This window comes from Mycobacterium sp. NPDC050551 (genome assembly GCF_040674075.1).
GTDB lineage: Bacteria > Actinomycetota > Actinomycetes > Mycobacteriales > Mycobacteriaceae > Mycobacterium.
Genome location: NZ_JBFARC010000001.1, coordinates 458099 through 479620 on the forward strand (window position 1 = coordinate 458099; position 21522 = coordinate 479620).

14 protein-coding genes, 1 tRNA gene and 1 pseudogene are annotated in these 21522 nt (G+C 68.6%); 5 read left to right on the forward strand and 11 right to left on the reverse strand.

All coding sequences use genetic code 11. The annotated features are described in order from the left end of the window. Window positions 1–160: 160 nt before the first annotated feature. Together AB0K11_RS02220 and AB0K11_RS02225 are read right to left on the reverse strand one after the other, a co-directional pair. On the reverse strand, window positions 161–1150 hold the full coding sequence (locus AB0K11_RS02220) for a hypothetical protein (RefSeq protein ID WP_364973643.1): 990 nt from the start codon (window positions 1148–1150) through the stop codon (window positions 161–163). 71 nt (window positions 1151–1221) lie between these two features. Continuing rightward, on the reverse strand, window positions 1222–2352 hold the full coding sequence (locus AB0K11_RS02225) for a sulfotransferase (RefSeq protein ID WP_364973645.1): 1131 nt from the start codon (window positions 2350–2352) through the stop codon (window positions 1222–1224). A 222-nt stretch (window positions 2353–2574) separates the two neighbouring features. On the opposite strand from AB0K11_RS02225, the gene AB0K11_RS02230 reads away from it, so the two are divergent. Next, a complete protein-coding gene (locus tag AB0K11_RS02230; RefSeq protein WP_364971794.1) occupies window positions 2575–3510 on the forward strand; it encodes a LysR family transcriptional regulator in 936 nt (311 codons plus the stop codon). A 481-nt stretch (window positions 3511–3991) separates the two neighbouring features. Further along, window positions 3992–5285: pseudogene (gene mobF, locus AB0K11_RS02235) on the forward strand (MobF family relaxase). A 158-nt stretch (window positions 5286–5443) separates the two neighbouring features. On the opposite strand, the gene AB0K11_RS02240 reads toward mobF, so the two are convergent. The 8 genes from AB0K11_RS02240 to AB0K11_RS02275 form a co-directional block, all read right to left on the reverse strand. After that, window positions 5444–5520: transfer RNA gene (locus tag AB0K11_RS02240), tRNA-Met, on the reverse strand. Window positions 5521–5690: 170 nt separating this feature from the next. Beyond that, window positions 5691–7079: an FAD-binding oxidoreductase gene (locus AB0K11_RS02245; protein WP_364971796.1), complete on the reverse strand. Its 1389-nt coding sequence runs from the start codon at window positions 7077–7079 to the stop codon at window positions 5691–5693. Between the two features lie 92 nt (window positions 7080–7171). Continuing rightward, entirely contained in the window at window positions 7172–7717 is a 546-nt protein-coding gene (locus AB0K11_RS02250; protein WP_364971797.1) for a hypothetical protein, read from the reverse strand. Continuing rightward, the gene (locus AB0K11_RS02255; RefSeq protein ID WP_364971798.1) at window positions 7714–8910 is read right to left on the reverse strand and encodes a type VII secretion target; all 1197 of its coding nucleotides are present in this window, start codon (window positions 8908–8910) and stop codon (window positions 7714–7716) included. The genes AB0K11_RS02250 and AB0K11_RS02255 overlap by 4 nt, the downstream gene beginning before the upstream one ends. Window position 8911: 1 nt before the next feature. Beyond that, window positions 8912–9424 (reverse strand): hypothetical protein, encoded by a 513-nt coding sequence (locus AB0K11_RS02260; protein ID WP_364971800.1) that lies wholly within the window; start codon window positions 9422–9424, stop codon window positions 8912–8914. A 78-nt stretch (window positions 9425–9502) separates the two neighbouring features. Continuing rightward, entirely contained in the window at window positions 9503–12931 is a 3429-nt protein-coding gene (locus tag AB0K11_RS02265; RefSeq protein ID WP_364971801.1) for a BTAD domain-containing putative transcriptional regulator, read from the reverse strand. A 29-nt stretch (window positions 12932–12960) separates the two neighbouring features. Then, window positions 12961–15975: a UPF0182 family protein gene (locus AB0K11_RS02270; RefSeq protein WP_364971803.1), complete on the reverse strand. Its 3015-nt coding sequence runs from the start codon at window positions 15973–15975 to the stop codon at window positions 12961–12963. An 85-nt stretch (window positions 15976–16060) separates the two neighbouring features. Further along, window positions 16061–17089: a PDZ domain-containing protein gene (locus AB0K11_RS02275; RefSeq protein ID WP_364971805.1), complete on the reverse strand. Its 1029-nt coding sequence runs from the start codon at window positions 17087–17089 to the stop codon at window positions 16061–16063. A 71-nt stretch (window positions 17090–17160) separates the two neighbouring features. Between AB0K11_RS02275 and AB0K11_RS02280 the strand changes: the two genes are divergently transcribed. From AB0K11_RS02280 to AB0K11_RS02290, 3 genes are all read left to right on the forward strand, one after another. Beyond that, entirely contained in the window at window positions 17161–18540 is a 1380-nt protein-coding gene (locus tag AB0K11_RS02280; RefSeq protein ID WP_364973647.1) for a zinc-dependent metalloprotease, read from the forward strand. Window positions 18541–18626: 86 nt separating this feature from the next. After that, a complete protein-coding gene (locus AB0K11_RS02285) occupies window positions 18627–19484 on the forward strand; it encodes a cyclodehydratase (protein ID WP_364971806.1) in 858 nt (285 codons plus the stop codon). A gap of 42 nt (window positions 19485–19526) precedes the next feature. Next, on the forward strand, window positions 19527–20858 hold the full coding sequence (locus tag AB0K11_RS02290) for an AarF/UbiB family protein (protein WP_364971807.1): 1332 nt from the start codon (window positions 19527–19529) through the stop codon (window positions 20856–20858). Between the two features lie 25 nt (window positions 20859–20883). Here AB0K11_RS02290 and AB0K11_RS02295 read toward each other — a convergent pair whose 3' ends face one another. Beyond that, window positions 20884–21165, reverse strand: a complete 282-nt coding sequence (locus AB0K11_RS02295; protein WP_364971809.1) for a WhiB family transcriptional regulator — start codon at window positions 21163–21165, stop codon at window positions 20884–20886. Window positions 21166–21522: the final 357 nt, after the last annotated feature.

Below are 21522 nucleotides of genomic sequence, written 5' to 3' on the forward strand. Positions count from 1 at the left end.
CTCAAAGGTCGCGTGCCGGCGTGGCGGGGTGTGCAGTTGTCGTCTCAGATTCGTCGGCGAGGATGTTCTCCTCAACGCTGTCCGGTCAGCCGATCGACCGGGCTCTTGACAGCACCGCCGTCCATGCCCACGGCGATGACGCCAGGGTGTCGTGTGACCGTCACCGCTCGATCTTGTCCAGGGGGTTGGAGCGCTCCAACATTCCGTAGGTCTCTTCGCCGTCCCAGCGGTACCGGACGCCTGCCTGCTGCAGCGCAGGGAAGTTCGGGGTCTCCTTCTTCATTGCTGTCACCGAGTAGGTGTCGTCGTCGTGATGGATGTCGTGGGTGGAGTACACCGTCTCACCCTCGATGCGCACGGTGCCCTCCGCGGTTTCCAGTTCCAGCGAGACGTCTTCGCCGACCGCCTGCAGACGCGTGAGCCACGGCGCAGTCACCACTCGAGCAGGGATGAGGGGCCCGTCGCCGGCGAACAGGTAGCCCTCGTTGAAAGTGGGCTCGCCGTCGGGCCGGGGCGGATAGGCGATATAGCCGAATGCCTTGCCGCTGGGAAACACGGCCGATTGCCAGGCGTGGCCCCAGAATCCGGCCAACTTGCGAACACCTTGGCGGCGGATCCGTAGCCCGCTTCCGGTGAAGTCGCGCCGCTCGCCCCCGTCGATGGTGAGCGAACCCTTCGCCCGGTAGAGCTGCTCATAGCGGGCACCGCCCATGAGGTCTCCCTCGATGGAGGACTTGATCTGCTCACCGGCTTCGCGCTGGAGCGATCCCTGGACCCAGGGCGGAACAGCCATTGTGGCTTCGACGGTGAACTGGATGTCGACGAGCGGTCCGGCCTTCTTGCCGGCGACCAGGTCAGCTGAGGAGGTCTGCACCGCCTTGCCGTCATAGGTCATGGCCCAGGTGTGGAAGGGGTCGACGCAGCGGAAGGTCAACCCCGCCGCACCCAGCACGGTGGGCTCCCCGTCGGGGCCCCGTGGTGACAGTGAGGGGCCGCCACCGCGCAGGCGGTAGACCTGTCCGTCCGGGAAGGCGACGTTGATCTGGATCTCGTGGTTGTCCCAGTTGTCGGCCACCGCCTCGACGCCGATGCGGGGCAAACCAAGTTCACCCCGATCATCGACGGTCCAGAAGCTCACAGAGTCGCGCATCTCGGGGTCGTCGGGGCGTTCGGCGAAGACGTGTTCGCGGGCCGGATTGATTCCGCCGCTGAGATCAGTGGTCACTGTGTCCTCTCGTGGGCTGTCCATCGGCTCGCGTGGTCCACGTAGTCGGCGAAGCGGGGACGTACCTGGTCGATGTCGATGCCGAACTCGATCGGATCGGCGCGCAGGCTCGGCTCCCGTTCGGCAGCCGCCTGCGTCCACCAACTGCGCATGCGTTTCTCGAACACGTCCCCGACCGGCACTCCCAACCAGGAGTAGAGACCGGTGACCTCGCCGATCGGATCGGCCTGCATGGCGGGGAAATCGATGTCATAGAACCGGTCGCCGGCCTTTCTGGCCCGAAACTCAAGGGTCCGCTCCATCCCGAGTGCCCAGTGCTCCACGTTGAGCCGGCCGATGTACTGGCGGTCCAGGTGATCGGTGAACGATCCGATGATGTCGGCATAGAGTTCGGCCACCGATAGGATGACATCGGTTGGGTCACGATGTGTCATAACGTATCTGGCGTCAGGAAAGGCGGCGTCGACAGCTTCTAGCCACAGCACGTGCGACGGGCACTTCAGGCGCCACGGTTTCGTCGGTTCACCCCACTGCAGCAGTTTCATCACTCGACGTTGATATGCGAGTGTGGGACGCAGGTCGGCCTTCTCGCTCAGCCACGCCGAGTACGCCGGGACTTGGGCGAAGGACTGAAATAGGTGTGAGGCGAAACTCAGGGCCATCAGGTCATGGCATTCCATCGGGCCGTGCGTGTCGGCCGGCACGTGGTAGCGGGTGCCGATCATCTCACCCTTGTCCGGGGGGATACGCGGGTCGACGCCCTGCACGGTCGACGGTGGTGGGCACGGCTGCGAGGATTCCCATCGGCGGACATACCGCACGTTGGGGTCTTGGGCCAGCAGCATCGACAGCGCCGTCGATCCGGTGCGAGGCAGCCCTAGCCCGATCAGCGGCGCCTCGATCTGCTCGTCATCGATTTCGGGATGGCGGCGGTACCAGTCCTCGACCTGCAACCGCTGGCCCAGGTACCCGACGATGCGCTGGTAGATGAACGCCTCACCGTGAGCGCTGAGTCGCGCTTCGTTCCGAAGCGATGCAAGAAGGATTTCGAGACCCTCGACGTACGAATCGTCTCCGAACTCGTCTAGACCCGTCTGCGACGTAGCGGCATCGTGAACAGCCCTCAGTGTGGTCACGCCCAGCCCAGGTTCACAGCAGGGGGCGCCGACCGGCCCAGATCAAACGCCGTGATGGCGGCAGCCTCGCTGTCGTTCACCAGCGTCATGAAGAGTCTCCTCGCTTAGGTCCTTACTTTGATGGCGACACTATGGCCGCTAACCCGCCCGCTGGTAATACCGATCTGGGGATTCAGTCATGCCTTTTTCTTATGCCTGCTATACCTGGATGGAGTGGACACCCACCGGTTGAAGTACTTTTTGCGCGTCGCCGAAGAGGGCTCGATCACGCGTGCGGCGAGCGTGCTGGGGATTGCCCAGCCCGCGTTGAGCCGACAGGTGCAGTTGCTCGAAGAGGATCTCGGCGTCACGCTCTTCCATCGCACCCGCCGCGGCGTACATCTCACCGAGGCAGGTGAGCGGCTTCGCTCCTCGGCAGCCGCACCGCTGCGGCAATTGGAACTGGCCGTACAGTACGTGGGTTCACCGCTGGCGCGGCTGGAGCGGGGCCTGCAGCTGGGATTGCCAGAGACGGCCGTCGACGTCCTGGCAGCACCACTGATCACGAGCCTGACGACCCTGTTCCCGCGCGTCAGCTTCTCGGTGGTGGCGGGCAGCACCGATGACTTGGTTGAGGCGATGCTCAAAGGGTCGATCGATGTCGCCATGGTCAACCCGGTACCCGACGACCGAGTGTTTTACCGCAAACTGCTCACCGAAGACTTGGTTCTCATCGGTGGGCCCGACTCGGCCCTTGACCCAACTCGCGGTTCCACTTTCGCCCACGTAGTCGAGCTACCGCTGGTGGTGCCGCGGTCACCGACAGGAATCGGTCAAGCCCTCCAGAATGCGGCGCTACGCGCCAAAGTCGCCCTCGCCTACCGAAGCACGACCGACTCCCTTAGTGTGATGAAGTGCCTGGTTGAAGCGGGGCTCGCATTTGCGGTGTTGCCACAGTCGGCATGTTCACGCGAGCTGCGAGACGGTCGAATGCGCTTCTCGCCCATAACGGAACCGGTCCTCAGCCAACAACTGGGTGTTGCCGCGACAGCCCAGCTGGATCTGCCCAGCGAGATCGCGACTGTGCTTGGGGACACGCTGCGCGAGGAGACGGCGCGACTCATCAGGTCCGGCCGTTGGTCAGCGCGACTTCTTTCGAATGAGGCTTAGGACACAGGCATCTATAGGCGCGGTTATCGCACCGCGACGCCGACACGAGGCTGTGACTCGTCCACTAGAGCTCAATGTCAGCCATCCGCAACACATCTCGTCCGGCGCAGGTCGTCATTCGATCCGAAGTGGCGACCTTGGCAGCGCTCGACGTCTTGATCAAGCCCCCAGTGCCGGACTAGCTCAGCCACCGCTTGTTGTACTGCCGCCGGCAGTAACTTCGAGTGCGCCGCTCACACGCCGACCGGGCCGAAGCGGCAGGCTTGCCCATTGCTACGAGTACTTCATCTTTCCAGGGCGTTCCACCCACGAGCTCGCACGTCAACAGCCCGCTCTTGCGCAGCGTATTGCCACGTCTAACAACTCCATCACCGTCTCAACTACGATCGAATCGTCTCTTTCGCAACAATTTTCAAATTCTTCCTGCAAATGACCATGGCACATTTGCACGGGGAGTGCGAGGTTGGTTCCAGGTGCGGGCATGCGATCGAAGTCCGGCCTGACGGGGAGGTGCGGAGACGTGCTGACCGTCGCCAAGCTCAAGCGGTGGTCGATCAACTACTACAAAGACACCGCCCGCGCGGCAGCTGCCGCTACTGACGCCAGAAGAGCCGGCGGAGGATTGGGTGAGTACTACTCCGAAAGTGAGACGCGAACTGCCGTCTGGTGCATCTCAGGAGACGCTGAAACGGTGGCGAGGCTGGTCGGTTTGACAACCGCACTGCGGGCGGGCGCGGCGGCGGATCCGGACGCCGTGCAGCGATGGCTCGACGAGGGAGTGAGCCCCAACGGCGGGGCCGGTCGCACATTCAACAGCACCAGTGTTCACGGCTTTGATTTGACGTTCTGCGCCCCCAAGAGCGTTTCGCTTCTGCGCGCCGTCGGCCACGAAAGTGTGGCGGGCAAAGCGGTCGCTAACGCTCACGCCGCCGCGCTCGCGGAGGCAATGAACTACCTCAGTCAGCACGCTGGATACAGCCGCGTTCACAACGCCGCCGCGGGTCAGAAGGACCTCCTTCGATTGCCCGGCATCGCGGCTGTGGCGTATCAGCATGAGACATCCCGCGAGGGCGATCCGCACCTCCACGCACACGTCATCGTCCCAAACCGGCAGGCGCGTAGCGACGGCCGGCTGGTGTCGCTCGACGGCACGTCGCTACCACGAAGCCCGCGCCGCCGGCGTCATCTATCAAGCCACGCTTCGACGTGAACTGACTAGCTCATTAGGTATCGAATGGGGTCCCGGCGACCCGCACACGGGAATGGCGGAAGTGGCGGGCGTCGATCGAAAGGACATCCGAGCATGGTCGCGGCGCTCCACGCAATTGCACGAATGGGCGGCGCTCAACCTCACTGTGGCGGACAGTGGCGATCGGCTGACCGCGGCGCAGTTGGGCATCGCCCAGAAGGCCACCCGGCCAGCCAAACCCGAGCACGTGTCGTGGCCAGAATTGCTTCGCAAATGGGCCGCGGACTCGCGCGGATTCTCGGTCGACGAGGCCGCCCAAAGAGCCGCGCGGATGAATCGGTTGGCCGCGCAGCCGGACGCGCTCGCCGCTGCGCGTGCAGCCGTCGCCGACATCACCAATCCAGCCTTCACCCGAGCCGACCTCGTCGAAGCGATCGCCGCCCGCATGCCGATCACCGACGACGCCGCCGCGGGCACGGTGCGCACCCAGGTCGAAGCGCTCGCCGGCCGCGTAGCCATCCGCATCACCGCCACGCGCGAGCCACATCAACGCGAGGGACACTCATTTCTCGGCGGTGCTGCGTGACGGAGGGACGTGCGGTGCCGCACCCACGTCTCAGAGAAGCGACGACTAGACCGGCCCACGTGTGCCCTCAGACGACATGTGCGGGCGCGACGTTCCCAAAAGCGTTCCCAAGCGGCATGAAAACGGCCCCCGGAGTGATCTCCGGGGGCCGTTTTACCTGGTAGCGGGGACAGGATTCGAACCTGCGACCTCTGGGTTATGAGCCCAGCGAGCTACCGAGCTGCTCCACCCCGCGTCGGGTGAACGCAAGGTTACCTATGCCGGGGGCGCAGCTCCAAATCGCGTGGTCGCCGGCCGTCGACGCACCCTCACAGCGCGTCGAGCGTGCACAAAGTGCTGGTCATCAGCGGCGTGTCACCGGCAGACACGCACGCTCGCGGAGAACGGGCGAGGGTGTGGCGCTGGTCACGCCCGCACCACCTGACCGTTGCGGAAGACGCCGGCCGGGTCGTAGCGGTCGGCGAGCGCGGCGAGCCAGTGCCTGGTGTCCTCGCCGTACACCCGCGCGGTGCGCTCAGGATCGGCCGACGGCGCGAAGTTGGGCAGCTGACCACCGGTCGACCACGGCGCCAACGCGGCGAGCACGGCAGCCGCGTGCGCGGGCACCGCCTCGGCGAGTTCGGGGATCAGCGCGCCGATCGTCGCGAGCGTGAAGGCCGCGTCGCGGTGCCCCAGCGCGCTGCGGTGCCGCGGTTCGCGGGCGAACGCGCCGCCGAGCATCCGCAGCTCCACGATCGCCTGCACCGAGCCCGAGCCGGGACCCGCCACCGACAGCAGGGCGTCGGCCGCCTCCGGCGTGAACGACCCCAGCAGGGCGTGCTCCTCGTGCACCGGCATCGGATCCGTCGGATCGGCGTGCACCGCGCCGATCGCCGCGTAGGGCAGCATCCCGACGGTGTCGAGCAGCGGGACCGCGGCCGCCCGCATCGGCGCCAGCAGCCGTTCGGCCTCGCCGAAGTCGCCCAGCGCGGTGTACCGCACCGCTACCGTCAGCCGGCCGGCCAGCGGTTCGGGGATACCGGGCAACGGCGGCAACTGCTGCAGCGCCAGCGAGGTGTTCACCGTCTCGGGAAGCTCGGCGCACCACCGCTGCCAGGTGTGCAGCACCGCCGCCGCGTCGGCGCCGTCGAAAAAGACTGCGCCGCCGTAGAACTCGGTGACCGGTTTCAGGTCAATCTCGACCTCGGTGACGATGCCGAGCGTGGCCTTGCCGCCGCGCAACCCCCAGAACAGGTCGGCGTGGTCGTGCGGCGTCACCCTCAACAGGTCCCCCTCCCCCGTCACCAGCTCAAAGGACCGCACGTGGTCCGAGGACGCCCCGAAGGTGCGCACCAGCGGGCCGATCCCGCCGCCGGTGAGGAAGCCGACCACCCCGACGCCGGGCGCCGAGCCGCACAGCGGCGCCAGCCCGAACGGCGTAGCGGCGTCGACCACCCGCTGCCAGCTGGCGCCCGCACCCACCCGCGCCGACCGGCTCATCGGATCGACCGTCACCGCGGCCATGCCGGTGGTCGAAACCAGGATCGTGTCGGAGGCGACGCCCAACGCGCCGTGGCCGGTGGCCTGCACCGTCACCTGCAGGCCGCGCTTCGCGGCGAAGCGCACGGTCTCGGCGACGTGGTGCGGTGCGCCGGCCAGCACCACCGCGCCGGGCGTCACCGCCGCGGCGACGTTCCATGGCGCGCAGCGCTCGTAGCCGGCCTCGCCGGGCAGGGCCACCGGCGCGGACACCTCGCGTCGCAGAGCGAGCAGCGCATCGTCGAGTCCGTCGCGGGCGACATCGGTCACGGTCATCGAAATCCCTTCAGGTCTGATGTGTGACCAGCATCGGGGACCGCGCTTGGCGTCGGCTTGGCGCGCACACCAAGTGCCCACCAAGGATTCAGTCAGGCCGTGGCCTGGGGGTTGGCGGTGCAGACGGCGGCGAAGTCCTTGCCGTCCCCGGCGGCCACATCGGCAGGGGTCAGCCAGCCCACGCCGTCGAACCAGTAGGTGTCCGGCGGGTGATCGGGTGAGCCGTCGACGATCTCGGAGACCTTCGACCCGGACCCGAAGTTGACGCCCTTGCCGTCGACCTGCAGCACCAATTGGTCGGCGCGGCGCCAATCCGCGTCGGCCGGCCACGACTCGGTGACCGTGAAGCCCGGGTATGGCCCGCCCAAGGTCAGGTACTCGACGTCGGCGCCGTCGGGACGGACCGATGCCAAGCGCAGCTCAGCGCCGCCCATGTTGTAGCCGAGTGAGAGTGTGGTGATCCCGGTGCACGGCGAGCCGGTCCAGATCTTCAACTTCCCGTCGGTCTCCCGGGCACCCCAGACGGGCAGCAAGCTCGGCGCGCCGGGCGGCGGGCGGTAACCCTTCTCGCTGTCGCACGCGCTCGAGGAAGCGAGCGCCGCAACGGCCATGGCAACGGCGAACCACCGACGGATCACCGTGTGTACCCCCCGTCGTGCAGCCCGGCGTCTTCCTCGAGTGGATTCGTCATGCCGTGCTGGTCCATGTAATAGCCGGTGCCGTAGTCGATGCCCATCATGAGGGTGCCCTTCTCGGCCCACTGCTGCGAATGCCGCTCCTCGTGGTGCAGGAGTCGATCGAGGTCCAGGCCGCCCTGGACGGCGGACCCTGGAGTGGTACCCGCGTACCACATGTCGCCGGACTCGATGATCGCGGTGAGCTGCCCGGCCGGGTCCGCAACGTTGTTGATGTTGACCGCGAAGATGTCCCCGTAGGTGGAGCCGCCCTGGAAGGCCGCGTAGTCGGTCGGCTTGCCGCCCAGCGACATCAGCATCCCGTTGGGCGTCGTGGCGACCGCCGCGCCGGTGTAGGGCAGTCCGGCGGCGACCAGATAACTCCTGTCGTTCTCGTTCTGCCGGTCGATGATCCGCTGGATTTCCTCGGCCGAGTACGGCACTTCCTCGAAGTCGTTCTGCACGTCGTCCGACGTGCCGGCGATCCCGTCATCACCGGCTGCCGCCTTGCCGTAGTCGGTGCCGGCATTGAGCACATAGGTCATCATGGTCGCCTTCTTGATGTCCGCCGGGCTGGTGCCGGGCGGGATGATGAAGAACGACTTGCCGTCGGCATCCTTGACCTCCTGCATGCCGTCGAACACGTCGAAGTCCTGCGGGTCGATGTCGTGGGTGCGGGCGATGTCGACGATGGTCTCGGGCGGCACCCCGTTCTCGGCGGCGTTCAGCAGCCACTGTTCGTACTTGGACCCCTTCTCCACCGGACCGGTGAGAAGGCCGGCGTCACGCAGCGCCTGTTCGTAGGCCGGAAGCTTCTGTTCGGGTGTCGCGTTGGGGTCCTCGGCCGGGGGTTCCTCCGGCCCGGCGAAGTCGATGTTCTCGGCCGCTTCGATGTCGCCGTCCTGATACCTGCTCGCCGCCAGGTAGAGCTTGTCGGAAAAGTCGGAGACGTCGTTGCCCAGTGATTTCGCCTGACCGGTCAGCGATTCGCCGACCTCGGTGAGCGCGGACGCGGTCGCGAAGCCCGACATCCCTCCCGCCGCCGCCGACACCTCTCCACCTGCGTGGTCGAACCAGAGCCACTTCGAGATCGTGGCGAGCCCGCTCGCGCTGTCGCGCATCCCGTCGATGCTGACGTCCAGAGCCTCGGGCGCCACATCAGTTCCGGTTCGCCGTGCGGATCGCGCCTGCGGCGGCCTTGTCCGCGGCGTCGAACTTGTCGAGCGCTGTCTGGATCTTCGTCTGCAGCTGCAGCCGCCTGATGTTGACCTCCATGGCGTTTCGCGCCGACAGCGCGCCCCACGCGAGCAGCCGCCAGCCGGGCGTCACGGTCCCGTCGTCGGAGATGTCGAAGTATCCCGCCTCGCCGCTGCTCACCAGGTCGGACAGCTCCTTGCGGATGTCGCGCAGGCTCGCCCCGTAGTGGTTCAGCTGCTTCTCCAAGGCGGACAGCTTGTCGCGGTAGATCACCTGGTCGCCGATCATCTCCTCGCCGCTGACCTGGGCCGCCTCGGCGGCGGTACCGGTCCACTTGCTGTCCAGATCAGCGAACTGGGTGCGTCCGCCGGCGATCTGGACATCGACGTTCGACACCGACTCGACGATCTGACCGGCAGCGGTGATCAGTGCCTCGGGCTTCGAGCCGAGGACCGCTGCGATTCCCGGAGACACCGTGCCGATCCCCTGTCTGCGTGGCCAGTGCCTCCATTGTGCGTGCTGGGGCCGAGGGTCGGATGCACCAATATCGCGTCAGGCCAGTCGGTCGGCCGCCTCGGCGACCGCACGCATCCCGAGCCGTCGTGCCTGCTCGGCCACCTCGCGAGCGGCGGCACTGCGCTGCGGCCCGGGCTGCTCGAGCTCGCATTCGAGCAGCCTGCAGCGCACCAGCGAGGGCGTCCCGCCCGTGCGGGTGGCGATGTCGCGCGCCTGCGCCACATCGGCCAGCGCCCGACCCCGGTCGCCGAGCAGGGCGTGCAGCCGCGCCGTCGCGAGGGCCACCGGCCCGGCGCAGCCGACCTGGCCGATCACCGCGATGCGGTCGGCGAACGGCTCGAGTGCCGACACCAGCGGCACGGCGAACTCGTCCAGACGGTGGTCGGCCGCAAGGTGGGCCAACAGGGTCTGATGACCGAGCGCCGTCCAGACGTGCGCCCGGCTGCCCGACGCCCGCCACTCCCGCAGGCGGGCAAGGGCCGCGGTGCGCGAATCGGGCCGGTGATCGACGGTGAGCAGCGCGGTGTGGACGAGTCCCACCATCCCCTGCCCGCCCGTCTCCCGACTCGCACGCAGTCCCGGCCAGTCGTCGCCCACCGGACCGCCCTTCTCGCGCAGCAGCGACACCGCCGCCACCAGGCCGCTGCCCGCCTCGTAGAGCTCGGTCTGCTCGTGGACGTGCGCGGCGATGCCGTGATGGCGTTCGGCCTCGGCGAAGTCGCCCCGCCACACCGCGATCACCGCTTCCATCCAGCGCAGCTGCGCCCGCAGCACCGGCAGTTGCAGCTGCTCGCTGCCCTCGATGCCGGCCCGCAGATGTGCCGCCGCGCCGTCCACGTCGGTCAGGTTCATCGCCGCCATCGTCGCCACCGAGCGTGCGATCACGTTGTCCTCGTGAGAGCGGTTGTGCCGCAGACCGTTCAACTGCGTCACCCAGTCCAGCGTCTGCCGGCTCAGCGGCGCGACGCCGGAGTAGGTGATCAGCCGGCCCATCAGCACGTCGGCCACCACCTCCCGATCGCCGGTGCGGTCGGCCAGCTCCTGCGCCAGGTCGAGGTGGCCCGCGGCCACCGAGGTGTCCGGGTGGTAGCAGTGCCCCACCGCCAGCGCGGCCAGCACCCGGGCCCCCGCCGCGGGCGAGGACTGCGCGATGGCCGCCGCGCGCTCGAGCAGCGCCAGCAGCGCTCCAGGATCGTGGCCCGGAGCCAGCCACGGCCATCCCCCACTGGCACGCAGCAGTGCGCTGGCCACCCGGCCCGCCGTCCCGGCGTTGCCCGCCCGCACCGCCTCCGCCAGGTTGCGTTCCACGGTTTCCAGCACCAGCCGGCCGCGACCCGCACGCGAATGCGCTTCCAGCAGTGCGACGGTCAGCGCGTCACGCTCATCGTCGGTGCGCATCGACGACGGCAACCGGTCGTAGGCGTCCAGCGCCGACTGCCACCAGCCGGCGGCGATGTCCGAACTCCACCGCGCGGTGGCCTCTTCGGCGGCTCGCCGGCACGCCTGCACCACCTCGGCGGGCTCGACCAGCGGCTGGGCGGCCACCAGGTGCCGGGCCCGCCGCGTCACTGCGTCACCGGAAACGCTGCCGCGCAACACCTTCGCTATCTGGGCGTGCAGACGCTGCCTGCGCAGTGCGGGCATGTCGGCCAGCAGTTGCTCGCGGAGCAGGCCGTGGGCGAAGGTGTACCCGTCGCCGCTGTGCGCGGTGACGATGATCCGCTCGTCGGCAGCCTGGTCCAGATGGTCGGCGAGCGTGTCCATGTCGAGACCGGTGGCCTCGGCGAGCACCCGCACCGCATCGATGTCGAGGACGTCGCCGATCACCGCCGCGGCGCGCAGCACGGCGATCACCGCCGGGTCCAGCGCGGCGAATCGCCGGTGCAGCACCGACTTCACCGCCACCGGGATCTCCGCGCCCACCCGCTCCGCACGGGGCAGCCTCGCATACTCGCAGACGAAGAACGGGTTCCCACCGGTCCGATCGGCCAGAACGGCGGCCTCGGCGTCGCTCACCGCGTCGTCGGCCACCTGGTTGGCCAGATCCACCACGTCGCGCGCCGACAACGCGGACACCTCGATGTGGCGGTTGCGGTCGCCGCGCGCCACCGTCGCCAGCAGCCGCGCCACTTCGGCGGAGTGATCGCCGTCGCGGACCGTGACGATCACCGCCACCGGGTGGTCACGCAGTGCGCCGGCGACATAGGCCAGGCAGGCCGCCGACGTCGAATCCGCCCACTGCACATCGTCGATCACGACGGCCAGGGTCCGCGACACGCCCTCGAGCAGCGTCTGCACCCGCTCGTAGACCCTGAACCGCGCGGTGTCCGGGTCGGCGTCGGGCGGCACCTCGAGCACCTCGTCGGCATCGGCGCCCAGCGCGCGCACCAACTGGCGCATCGGCCACCACGGCGGAGTGGTCCTTTCGTCGGGACAACCGACCCACACCACGTCGCCACCCGCCCCGTCGACCTGCGCGACGAGCTCCTCGGCCAGCCGGGTCTTTCCGATGCCCGGCGGCCCCGACAGCACCAGCCAGCGCGCGGCGCCGGCCGACACATCGGCGAGCAGGCTTGCCGCAGTGGTCATCTCGCGCGCACGGCCGACCAGTTGTCCGCGCGACGGCGCCGCCGCGGGCCCGTCCAACACCACGTGTGCGGCGAGCGGGGTCGCCACCTCGCCGGCACCGGTCCACTCCGGATGGCGGGGCCACGCCGCCAGCTCCGGCGCCTGCCGCAGGATCGCCGTCTGCAGCTCCCGCAGTTCAGCGCCCGGCTGCAGGCCGAGTTCGGTGTCGAGCCGCCGGGCGTAGCCGCCGTAGGCCTCCAGCGCATCGGGCGCACGGCCGGCCCGGTACAGCGCCAGCATCTGCAGCCAGCAGCCGCGCTCGGCCAACGGATCGGCGGCACGCAGCTCGGACACCGCGGTCAGCGCCTGCGGCACCCGGCCCAGCGCGAGCAGCGCGGCGATGCGCTTGTCCAGGCAGTCCGCCCGCATCACCTCCACCCGCGCCGCGTCCTGCGCCACCCACGGCTGATCGCTCAGATCGTCGAGGAACGGCCCGCGCCACAGCGCCATCGCCGCGTCGGCGATATCCAGCGCCGCCGGCCAGTCACCGGCCTCGACGGCGGCGGCCACCTCCGTGCACCGCCTCGCGAACACCGCCAGATCGACACTGTCGGCGTCGATGTCGAGGAAATAGCCGGGTGCCTGGCGCACGATGGGCGATGCCTGCGCGTCGTCACGCAACGCGCGCCGGAGGTTGGAGATGTAGGCCTGCAGGCCGGCCGTCGCACTGCCCGGCGCGTCGTCTCCCCAGACCGCGTCGACGAGCCGGTCCACCGACACCACCCGACCGTGGGCGAGCAGCAGCACGGCCAGCACGGCGCGTTGTTTGGGCGGGCCGAGGTCGACCGGCACACCGGCACGGACCACCTGAAGGGGTCCGAGCAGTCGATAGTGCACCGGTCGAGCTTAAGTGGGCCGTGCGCGGGTCAGCGCGCGTTGGTGTACTCGGTCATCGCGTCGTTGAGACGCTGCAGTGCCTCGCCGTACTGGGCGAAGTCACCACTGCGCTGCGCATCCTGGGCGGCCGTCAGAGCGGTCTCGACCTCCCGCAGTGCCTGCGCCTTGGCCGCCGACAACTGCTGCGGCCCAGCAGGACCCGGTGGTACCGCGCCGGCGGGCAACGGTGTCTCCGGGGCGCGGCCGGCCTGGTTGGACGGCGGCGGTGACGCAGGCTGCCCGTCGGGTGTCGCCGCGGCAGGACGCCCGTTGGGCGGCGCCGTGGGCGCCGGCCCCTGAGCGGTCGCGTCCGCGCCGGGACCGAACAGGTCGGTGAGCGCGTCGCGCACCGTCGGGCCGTAGCCGACCTTGTCGTTGTACATCATCGCGACGCGGATCAACCGCGGGTAGGACGACGCCGCATCGCTCGCCCCGGGTGAGGCGTAGACCGGCTCGACGTAGAGCAGGCCGCCGTTGCCCACCGGCAATGTCAGCAGGTTGCCCCACCGGATGCGGTTCTGGTTGTCGCGGCCGATCACGCCGAGGTCCTGGCTCACCGCGGTGTCGGTGGTGATCGCGTTGTTCGCCAGCTTGGGACCGTTGACCTGGCCGGGGATCGTCAGCACCGTCAGCTTGCCGTACGTGTCCGGATCGGAACTCGCGCTGATGTAGGCCGCCAGGAAGTCACGCCGGAACCGGTTCATCGCGCTCGTCAACTGGAACGACGACGAACTGTCCTCGCGGGCGAGGTCTTTGGCGACGATGTAGTACGGCGGCTGAAAGCTGCTCGCCGTCGGGTTGGGATCGAGCGGCACGTCCCAGAAGTCCGAGGTCGAGAAGAACGTCACCGGATCGTCCACGTGGTACTTGGCCAGCAGGGCGCGCTGCACCTTGAACAGGTCCTCGGGGTAACGCAGATGGGCCTGCAGCTCGGGCGAGATCTCGCTCTTGGGCTTGATGGTGCCGGGGAACACCTTCATCCACGCCTGCAGCACCGGGTCCTGCTCGTCCTGCGCGTACAGCGAGACGGTGCCGTCGTAGGCGTCGACCGTGGCCTTCACCGAGTTGCGGATGTAGGACACCTGCTTGTCGGGCGCCAGCCGGTTGACGGCCACCTCGTTGGAGTCGGCGGTCGCCGAGGACAACGTGGTCAGTTCCGAGTACGGGTAGTTGTCCAGCGTGGTGTAGCCGTCGATGATCCACACCATCCGCTTGTTCACGATGGCCGGGTAGACGCTGGTGTCGGTGGTCAGCCACGGCGCCACCGCCTCCACCCGCTCGGCCGGATCACGGTTGAACAGGATCTTGCTGTTCTCGCCGATCACGTTGGAGAACAAGAAGTTTCGCTCGGCGTACTTCGCGGCGAAGACGCTGCGCGTCAACCAGTTGCCGATCTCGACGCCGCCGCTGCCGGTGTAGGTGTAGTTCTTCGTCTCGACGTTGTTCTCGTAGTCGTACTCGCGCGGGGTGCCGTTCTCGCCGACGATCGCGTAGTCCGCGGGAGTGTTGGCGATGACCGGGCCGAAGTAGACGCGCGGCTGGTCCAGCGGTGCCGGGCCGGGCCGGTCGACGGTGCCGTTGGGGCCCACGACACTGGCCAGGAACTCCGGGTACCCGCCGTTCTGGTTCGGGTCCTCGGCGACGCCGCGCACCACGTTGGCCGGCGAGGCGATGAAGCCGTTGCCGTGGGTGTAGACGGTGTGCCGGTTGATCCAGTCACGCTGGTTGTCGATCAGCCGGTCGGGGTTGAGCTCGCGGGCGGCGACCACGTAGTCCCGCAGATTGCCGTCCCGTCCGATGTAGCGGTCGATCGACAGCTGGTCGGGGAAGTAGTAGAAGTTCTTGCCCTGCTGGAACTGCGTGAACGCCGGGGCGACGATGTTCGGGTCCAGCAGCCTGATGTTCGACGTGGTGGCGCGGTCGGACGCCACCTGCTGGGCGGTCGCGGCGGCGTTGCCCGGGTAGTCACGATAGCTGACCACGTCGTCGGTCAGCCCGTAGGCCTCCCTGGTGGCCGCGATACTGCGGCTGATGTATTCGCTCTCCTTCTGCGCCGCATTGGGTTTGACGCTGAACTGCTCGACCACCAGCGGCCAGCCCGCGCCCACCACCAGTGACGACAGCAGCAGCAGCACCACGCCGATCGCCGGGATGCGCAGGTCGCGCAGAACGATCGCGGAGAACACCGCGGCCGCGCAGATCAGCGCGATCGCGAGCAGGATCAGCTTGGCGGGCAGCACCGCGTTGATGTCGGTGTAGCCGGCGCCGGTGAACGGCTTGCCGCCGCGGGTGTGCACCAGCAGCTCGTAACGGTCCAGCCAGTAGGCCGCCGCCTTGAGCAGGATCAGCACGCCCACCAGCGTCACCAGCTGGATGCGCGCCGAACGGCTCAGCGCACCGCTGCGCCCGGCCAGCCGGATGCCGCCGAACAGGTAGTGGCCCAGCAGATTGGCGACGAACGCCAGGAAGACGGCGACGAACAGGAAGCTCAGCACCAGCCGGTAGAAGGGCAGGTCGAAGGCGTAGAAGCCCAGATCCAGACCGAACTGCGGGTCGGTGACACCGAAGCTGCCGCCGTGCAGGAACAGCTGGATGCGCACCCAGTAGCTCTGCGCGACGAAGCCGGACAGGATGCCGATGAAAGCGGGGATGCCGAGGCCGAACAGCCGCAGCCGGCTCATCACCGTGGTGCGGTAGCGCGCGACCGGGTCGTTGGGTCCGATGGTCGGCACGAACACCGGGCGGCTGCGGTAGGCGAGCGCCAGGCCGGCGAAGACGATGGCGCCGATCACCAGCGTCACCACCAGGAAGATCAGCACCCGCGTCAGCAGCACCGTGGTGAACACCGAGCGGTAGCCGAGTTCGCCGAACCACAACCAGTTGACATAGCCGTCGATCAGGCGGGGCCCGATCAGCAACAGCACGACCACCGCGAGTGCGGTCCCGATCAGGAAACGGCTACGTCGCGTCAGCTTCGGCATCCTCGCCGCGGGCCGCATACCCACTCGTCACTCCAGTTCTGGGGAAGTCCATCGAAGGCACGTCTGTCGACGTGGCACCAACTCTACGCACCCGACCGGGTGTCGCGACCTAGCAGCGGGGCGGTTCGCCACCAGCGGAAAGCGTCTTCAGCGCGTCGACCGTCTGCGTGAGATTCTCCGCCTTGACCAACTCCAGGCCGTCCTGCGGATCGGTCTTCGCCTCGGCGCAGTTGTCGGCGGGCACCAGGAACACCGAGGCGCCGGCCTCCTTGGCCGCCAGCATCTTGTGCGTGATGCCGCCGATCGAGCCGACCTCGCCGTCCGCGGTGATGGTGCCGGTACCGGCGACGAACCTGCCGTCGTTGAGGTCGCCGGTGGTCAGCTTGTCGACCACGGCCAGGCTGAACATCAGGCCCGCCGACGGCCCGCCGATGTTCGCCAGGTTGAAGTCGATGGTGAAGTCGGCCCACGGCGCGTCCAGCACGCCGACCCCGAGGAAGCCCTGCCCGCCGTCGGGGTGCTTGCCCAGCGTGATCGTGGTCTCGCCGTCGTCGGCGTTCTTGCGGCGGAAGGCCACGGTGATGGTGTCACCGGGCCGGGTGGCCTTCACGATCGCCTGGAACTCGTCGAGGGTGGCGACGGGTTTGCCGTTGACCGCGTCGATGGCGTCACCGGCCTGCAGCTTGCCCGCCGACGGCCCGGGGTCGGAGACCGACTCGACGGTGACCGCCTTGGGGTACTTCAGGTAGGCCAGTGCCGCGTACTCGGCGTTGTCCTCAGAACGACGGAAGTCGGTGCTGTTGGCCTCGTCGATCTCGTCCTTGGACTTGTCGGGCGGATAGACCAGGTCGCGGGGCACCAACTGCTCGCGGCCCGACGTCCACAGCGCCAGCGCCTGGCCGAGGGTCAGGCCGTCGCGCTGCGACACCGTGGTCATGTTCAGGTGCCCGGAGGTCGGGTGCACGTCGGCGCCGGGGCCCTCGATGTCGACGACCTGCTTGCCGTCGACCTCACCGAGGGTGTCGAACGTCGGCCCGGGGCCCAGCGACACGTACGGCACCGTCGTCACCGACAGCAGCACCCCGAACACCACGATCGGCACGAGCGCCACCAGCAGCGTCAAAACCCGCCTGTTCACGCCGCCCACAGTAGAGGCCGGGGGGCGGTTCACTCTCAGCGTGACCCGCGCACCCGCACGGGCCGCCCATGGTGAGTACCGTTGACGGCATGGCTGACCTGCCCTTCGGGTTCAACTCTGGAGACGACCCCGAACGTGACCGCAAGAAGGACCCCGACCCGGGTTCCGGTGCGGGCGGGCCGTCGAATCCGTTCGGTGTGGGCGGGGCCGGCTTCGACATGTCCGATCTCGGCCAGATCTTCACCAAGCTCGGTGAGATGTTCAGCGGCGCCGGCGCCATGACCCCGGGCGGGCAGGCCGGCCCGGTCAACTACGACCTGGCCCGCCAGATCGCGTCGAGTTCGATCGGCTTCGTCGCACCGGTGCCGGAGTCGACCAGTTCGGCCATCGCCGACGCGGTCCGGCTGGCCGAGACCTGGCTCGACGGCGTCACCCCGCTGCCTGCGGGCACCACCCGGGCGGTGGCCTGGACACCGTCGGACTGGCTCGACAACACCCTGCAGACGTGGAAGCGGCTGTGCGACCCGGTGGCCGAACAGATCTCCACGGTGTGGGCGTCGGCGCTGCCCGAAGAAGCCAAGAGCATGGCCGGCCCCCTGCTGGCGATGATGTCGCAGATGGGCGGCATGGCCTTCGGCTCGCAGCTCGGCCAGGCGCTGGGCACGTTGTCGCGAGAAGTGTTGACCTCCACCGACATCGGGCTCCCGCTCGGCCCCAAGGGATTGGCCGCCCTGATGCCGGAGGCGGTCGAATCGCTGTCGGAGGGGCTCGAACTGCCCCGCAGCGAGATCCTGACGTTCCTCGCGGCGCGGGAGGCGGCCCACCACCGGCTGTTCAGCCACGTGCCGTGGCTGTCGTCGCAGCTGCTCGGCGCCGTCGAGGCCTTCGCCCGCGGCATGAAGATCGACATGAGCGGCATCGAAGACCTGGCGCGCGGCTTCAACCCCGCCTCGCTCGGCGACCCCTCGGAGATGGAGCAGTTGCTCAACCAGGGCATCTTCGAGCCGAAGGCCACCCCCGAACAGGTCGCCGCGCTGGAACGGCTGGAGACGCTGCTGGCTCTGGTCGAGGGCTGGGTGCAGACCGTCGTGATCGCCGCGCTCGGCGACCGCATCCCCGGCACCTCGGCGCTGTCGGAGACGCTGCGCCGCCGCCGCGCCACGGGCGGGCCCGCCGAGCAGACCTTCGCCACCCTCGTCGGGCTGGAACTGCGGCCGCGCAAGCTGCGCGAGGCCGCCCTGCTCTGGGAGCGGCTCACCGACGCCGTCGGCGCGGATGCGCGCGACGGGGTGTGGCAGCACCCCGACCTGCTGCCGGACTCGTCCGACCTCGACGAACCCGCCGGCTTCATCGACCGTGTGCTGGGCGGCGACACCAGCGGCATCGAGGACGTCATCGCCGAGTTCGAGAAGAACGACAAGAAGGACGACGACAAGGGCGGGGCCGACTAGATCGTCCTCGCGGCGACGCTCGAGTCGCCGTCGGAGCCCTGTGGACAACCCGCGGCGGGGTCTGCCGACCGTGGCACAGTCATCGCATGACGCGCTATGCGCTCGACCCGTCGATGCCGGTGCTGCTGCGGCCCGACGGTGAGGTGCAGATCGGGTGGGATCCCCGGCGCGCACTACTGGTTCGCCCGCCGGACGGCGTCACCCCCACCGCTCTGACCGGCCTGCTGCGCATGATGCATGGCGGCGTCACCCTCGACGGCCTGCGCGCCGCCGCCACCGACGCCGGCCTGTCCGATGCCGCCGCACTGGACGACCTGCTGGCCGCGCTGGTCGACGCCGGCACCGTCACGGTGACGCGTACGTCGGCACGCACGCACCGGACCCGCGCCGCGTCGGTCCGCATCCACGGGCGCGGCCCGCTGTCGGACCTGCTGGCCGGCGGCCTGCGGTGCTCCGGCGCCCGGGTCTTCCAGAGCAGGTTGTCGCACGCCGAGGTCACCGCGGAATCGACGGATCTGGTGGTGCTTTCGGACTATCTGGTGACCGAACCGCGCGTCGTCCAGCAGCTGCACGACGCGGGGATGCCACACCTTCCGGTGCACATCCGCGACGGCGCGGGCGTGATCGGACCGCTGGTGATCCCGGGCCGCACCAGCTGCCTGGAATGTGCCGACCTGCACCGCAGCGACCGCGATTCGGCCTGGCCCGCGGTGGCGGCGCAACTGCGCGGCACCGTCGGCTCCGCGAACCGGGCGACGCTGCTGGCCACCGCGGCGCTCGCCCTCGATCAGGTCGACCGGGTGATCCGGGCGGTCCGCGAATACGAGGATGCACGCCGGCCCGCCGATCCGCCGCCGACGCTGGACACCACCCTCGAATTCGACGTCCGCAGGCACTCCATCGTGGCCCGGCACTGGTCGCGTCATCCCCGCTGCGGCTGCTGAAAACGATTGTTGCCAGTTGGTGACGGGCCGTTCAGCTGAGTCGTGGATGATGGACTGGTGGCTGACATCAAACGCGGGCGCGCCGCCCGTAATGCGAAGCTCGCGAGCCTGCCCGTCGGCATGGCTGGCCGTGCCGCACTCGGCTTCGGCAAGCGGCTGACCGGCAAGTCACGCGACGAGGTCAACGCCGAACTGATGGACAAGGCCGCCCAGCAGCTGTTCACCGTGCTGGGTGATCTCAAGGGCGGAGCGATGAAGGTCGGCCAGGCGCTGTCGGTGATGGAGGCCGCCATCCCCGAGCAGTACGGCAAGCCCTACCGCGAGGCGCTGACCAAGCTGCAACGCGAGGCCCCGCCGCTGCCCGCGGCCAAGGTACACCGGGTGCTCGACGGCCAGCTCGGCACCAAGTGGCGCCAGCGATTCACCTCGTTCGAGGACCAGCCCGTCGCCTCGGCCAGCATCGGCCAGGTGCACAGGGCGGTGTGGGCCGACGGCCGCGAGGTCGCCGTCAAGATCCAGTACCCGGGCGCCGACGAGGCGCTGCGCGCCGACCTCAAGACGATGCAGCGCATGACGAATGTGCTCAAGCAGCTCGCCCCCGGCGCCGACGTCGACGGCGTGGTCGACGAGCTCATCGAGCGCACCGAGATGGAACTGGACTACCGGCTCGAAGCGGACAATCAGCGCGCGTTCGCCAAGGCCTACGAGGACGACCTGAAGTTCGTCATCCCCCGCATCGTCGCCAGCGCGCCCAAGGTGCTGATCGCCGAATGGATCGACGGCATCCCGATGTCGCAGATCATCCGCGAGGGCAGCCCGGAAGAGCGCGACCTGATGGGCACCCGGCTGGCGGAACTGACCTACAGCGCGCCGCGCCGGCTCGACATGATGCACGGCGACGCCCACCCGGGAAACTTCATGTTGATGCCGAACGGACGGATGGGCGTCATCGACTTCGGCGCGGTCGCTCCCCTGCCGGGCGGGCTCCCCGTCGAACTCGGCCGGATCATGCGTTACGCGCTGGACGACGACTACGACAACCTGATCGCCACCATGGAGAAGATCGGGTTCATCCAGCCCGGCGAGAAGGTGTCGGTGCAGGACGTCGATGACATGCTGCGGCAGTACGTGGAGCCGCTGCAGGCCGGAACCTTCCACTTCACCCGCAAGTGGCTGCAGAGGATGACCGCCGTGCAGCTGGACAAGTCCGTCGCCCAGATCAAGACGGCCAGGCAGATGGACATCCCGGCCAAGCTCGCCATCCCGATGCGGGTGATCGCCTCGTCGGTCGCGATCTCGTGTCAGCTCGACGCCCACGTGCCCGTCAAAGCCATTGCGATGGAACTGGTTCCGGGATTCGTCGAAGCCGCATGACCGTCCGGGAAGCCCGGCGGCGACACTAGGCCGCCGCCGGATTCCCTTCGGTGTTCTTGCGCGGCCGTCCGCGCGGACGCTTGCGTGCCACGACGGTGCCACGGTCGAGGATCTCCCCGCCCCACACCCCCCACGGCTCCTGCCGTTCCAGCGCGGCGTTGAGGCACTCACGCCGGATCGGGCAATCGGCGCACAGTGCCTTGGCCCGTTCGAGGTCGGTCGGACTCTCGGCGAACCACATGTCGGGGTCGTTGAGGTGACATGGCACTGCCGGCAGCTTCCGCTCGAGGCACATACCCTGCGACATCAGTTGATTCCTGCTTCCTGGTCGTTGTTTCCTCGGCCATCTGATTTCTGATGGATCTGGGACCAGGTGCTCGGATCATCTCCGAAAAAACTCTGGCCACGGATCCGGTGACTGCGGGTCCGTGGCCATGTGGCGTGTCGAAGGCGTACCTAGGTGGTGCCCCGATTCACGGACGGACGAGTCGCGGTGGCGGCGTGGCGCTTGCGCGGCGCCGGAATGGCGGCGGCAGGCCACGCCGCAATAGCGGCGGCGGCAGCCGCGGACGCGTGATACGCCGCAACGGCGGAGGTGCCGGCGACGACGTGGAGGGTCCGCGACATACCGGCAACGCCTACACCGACAAACGCGTTCGTGTTG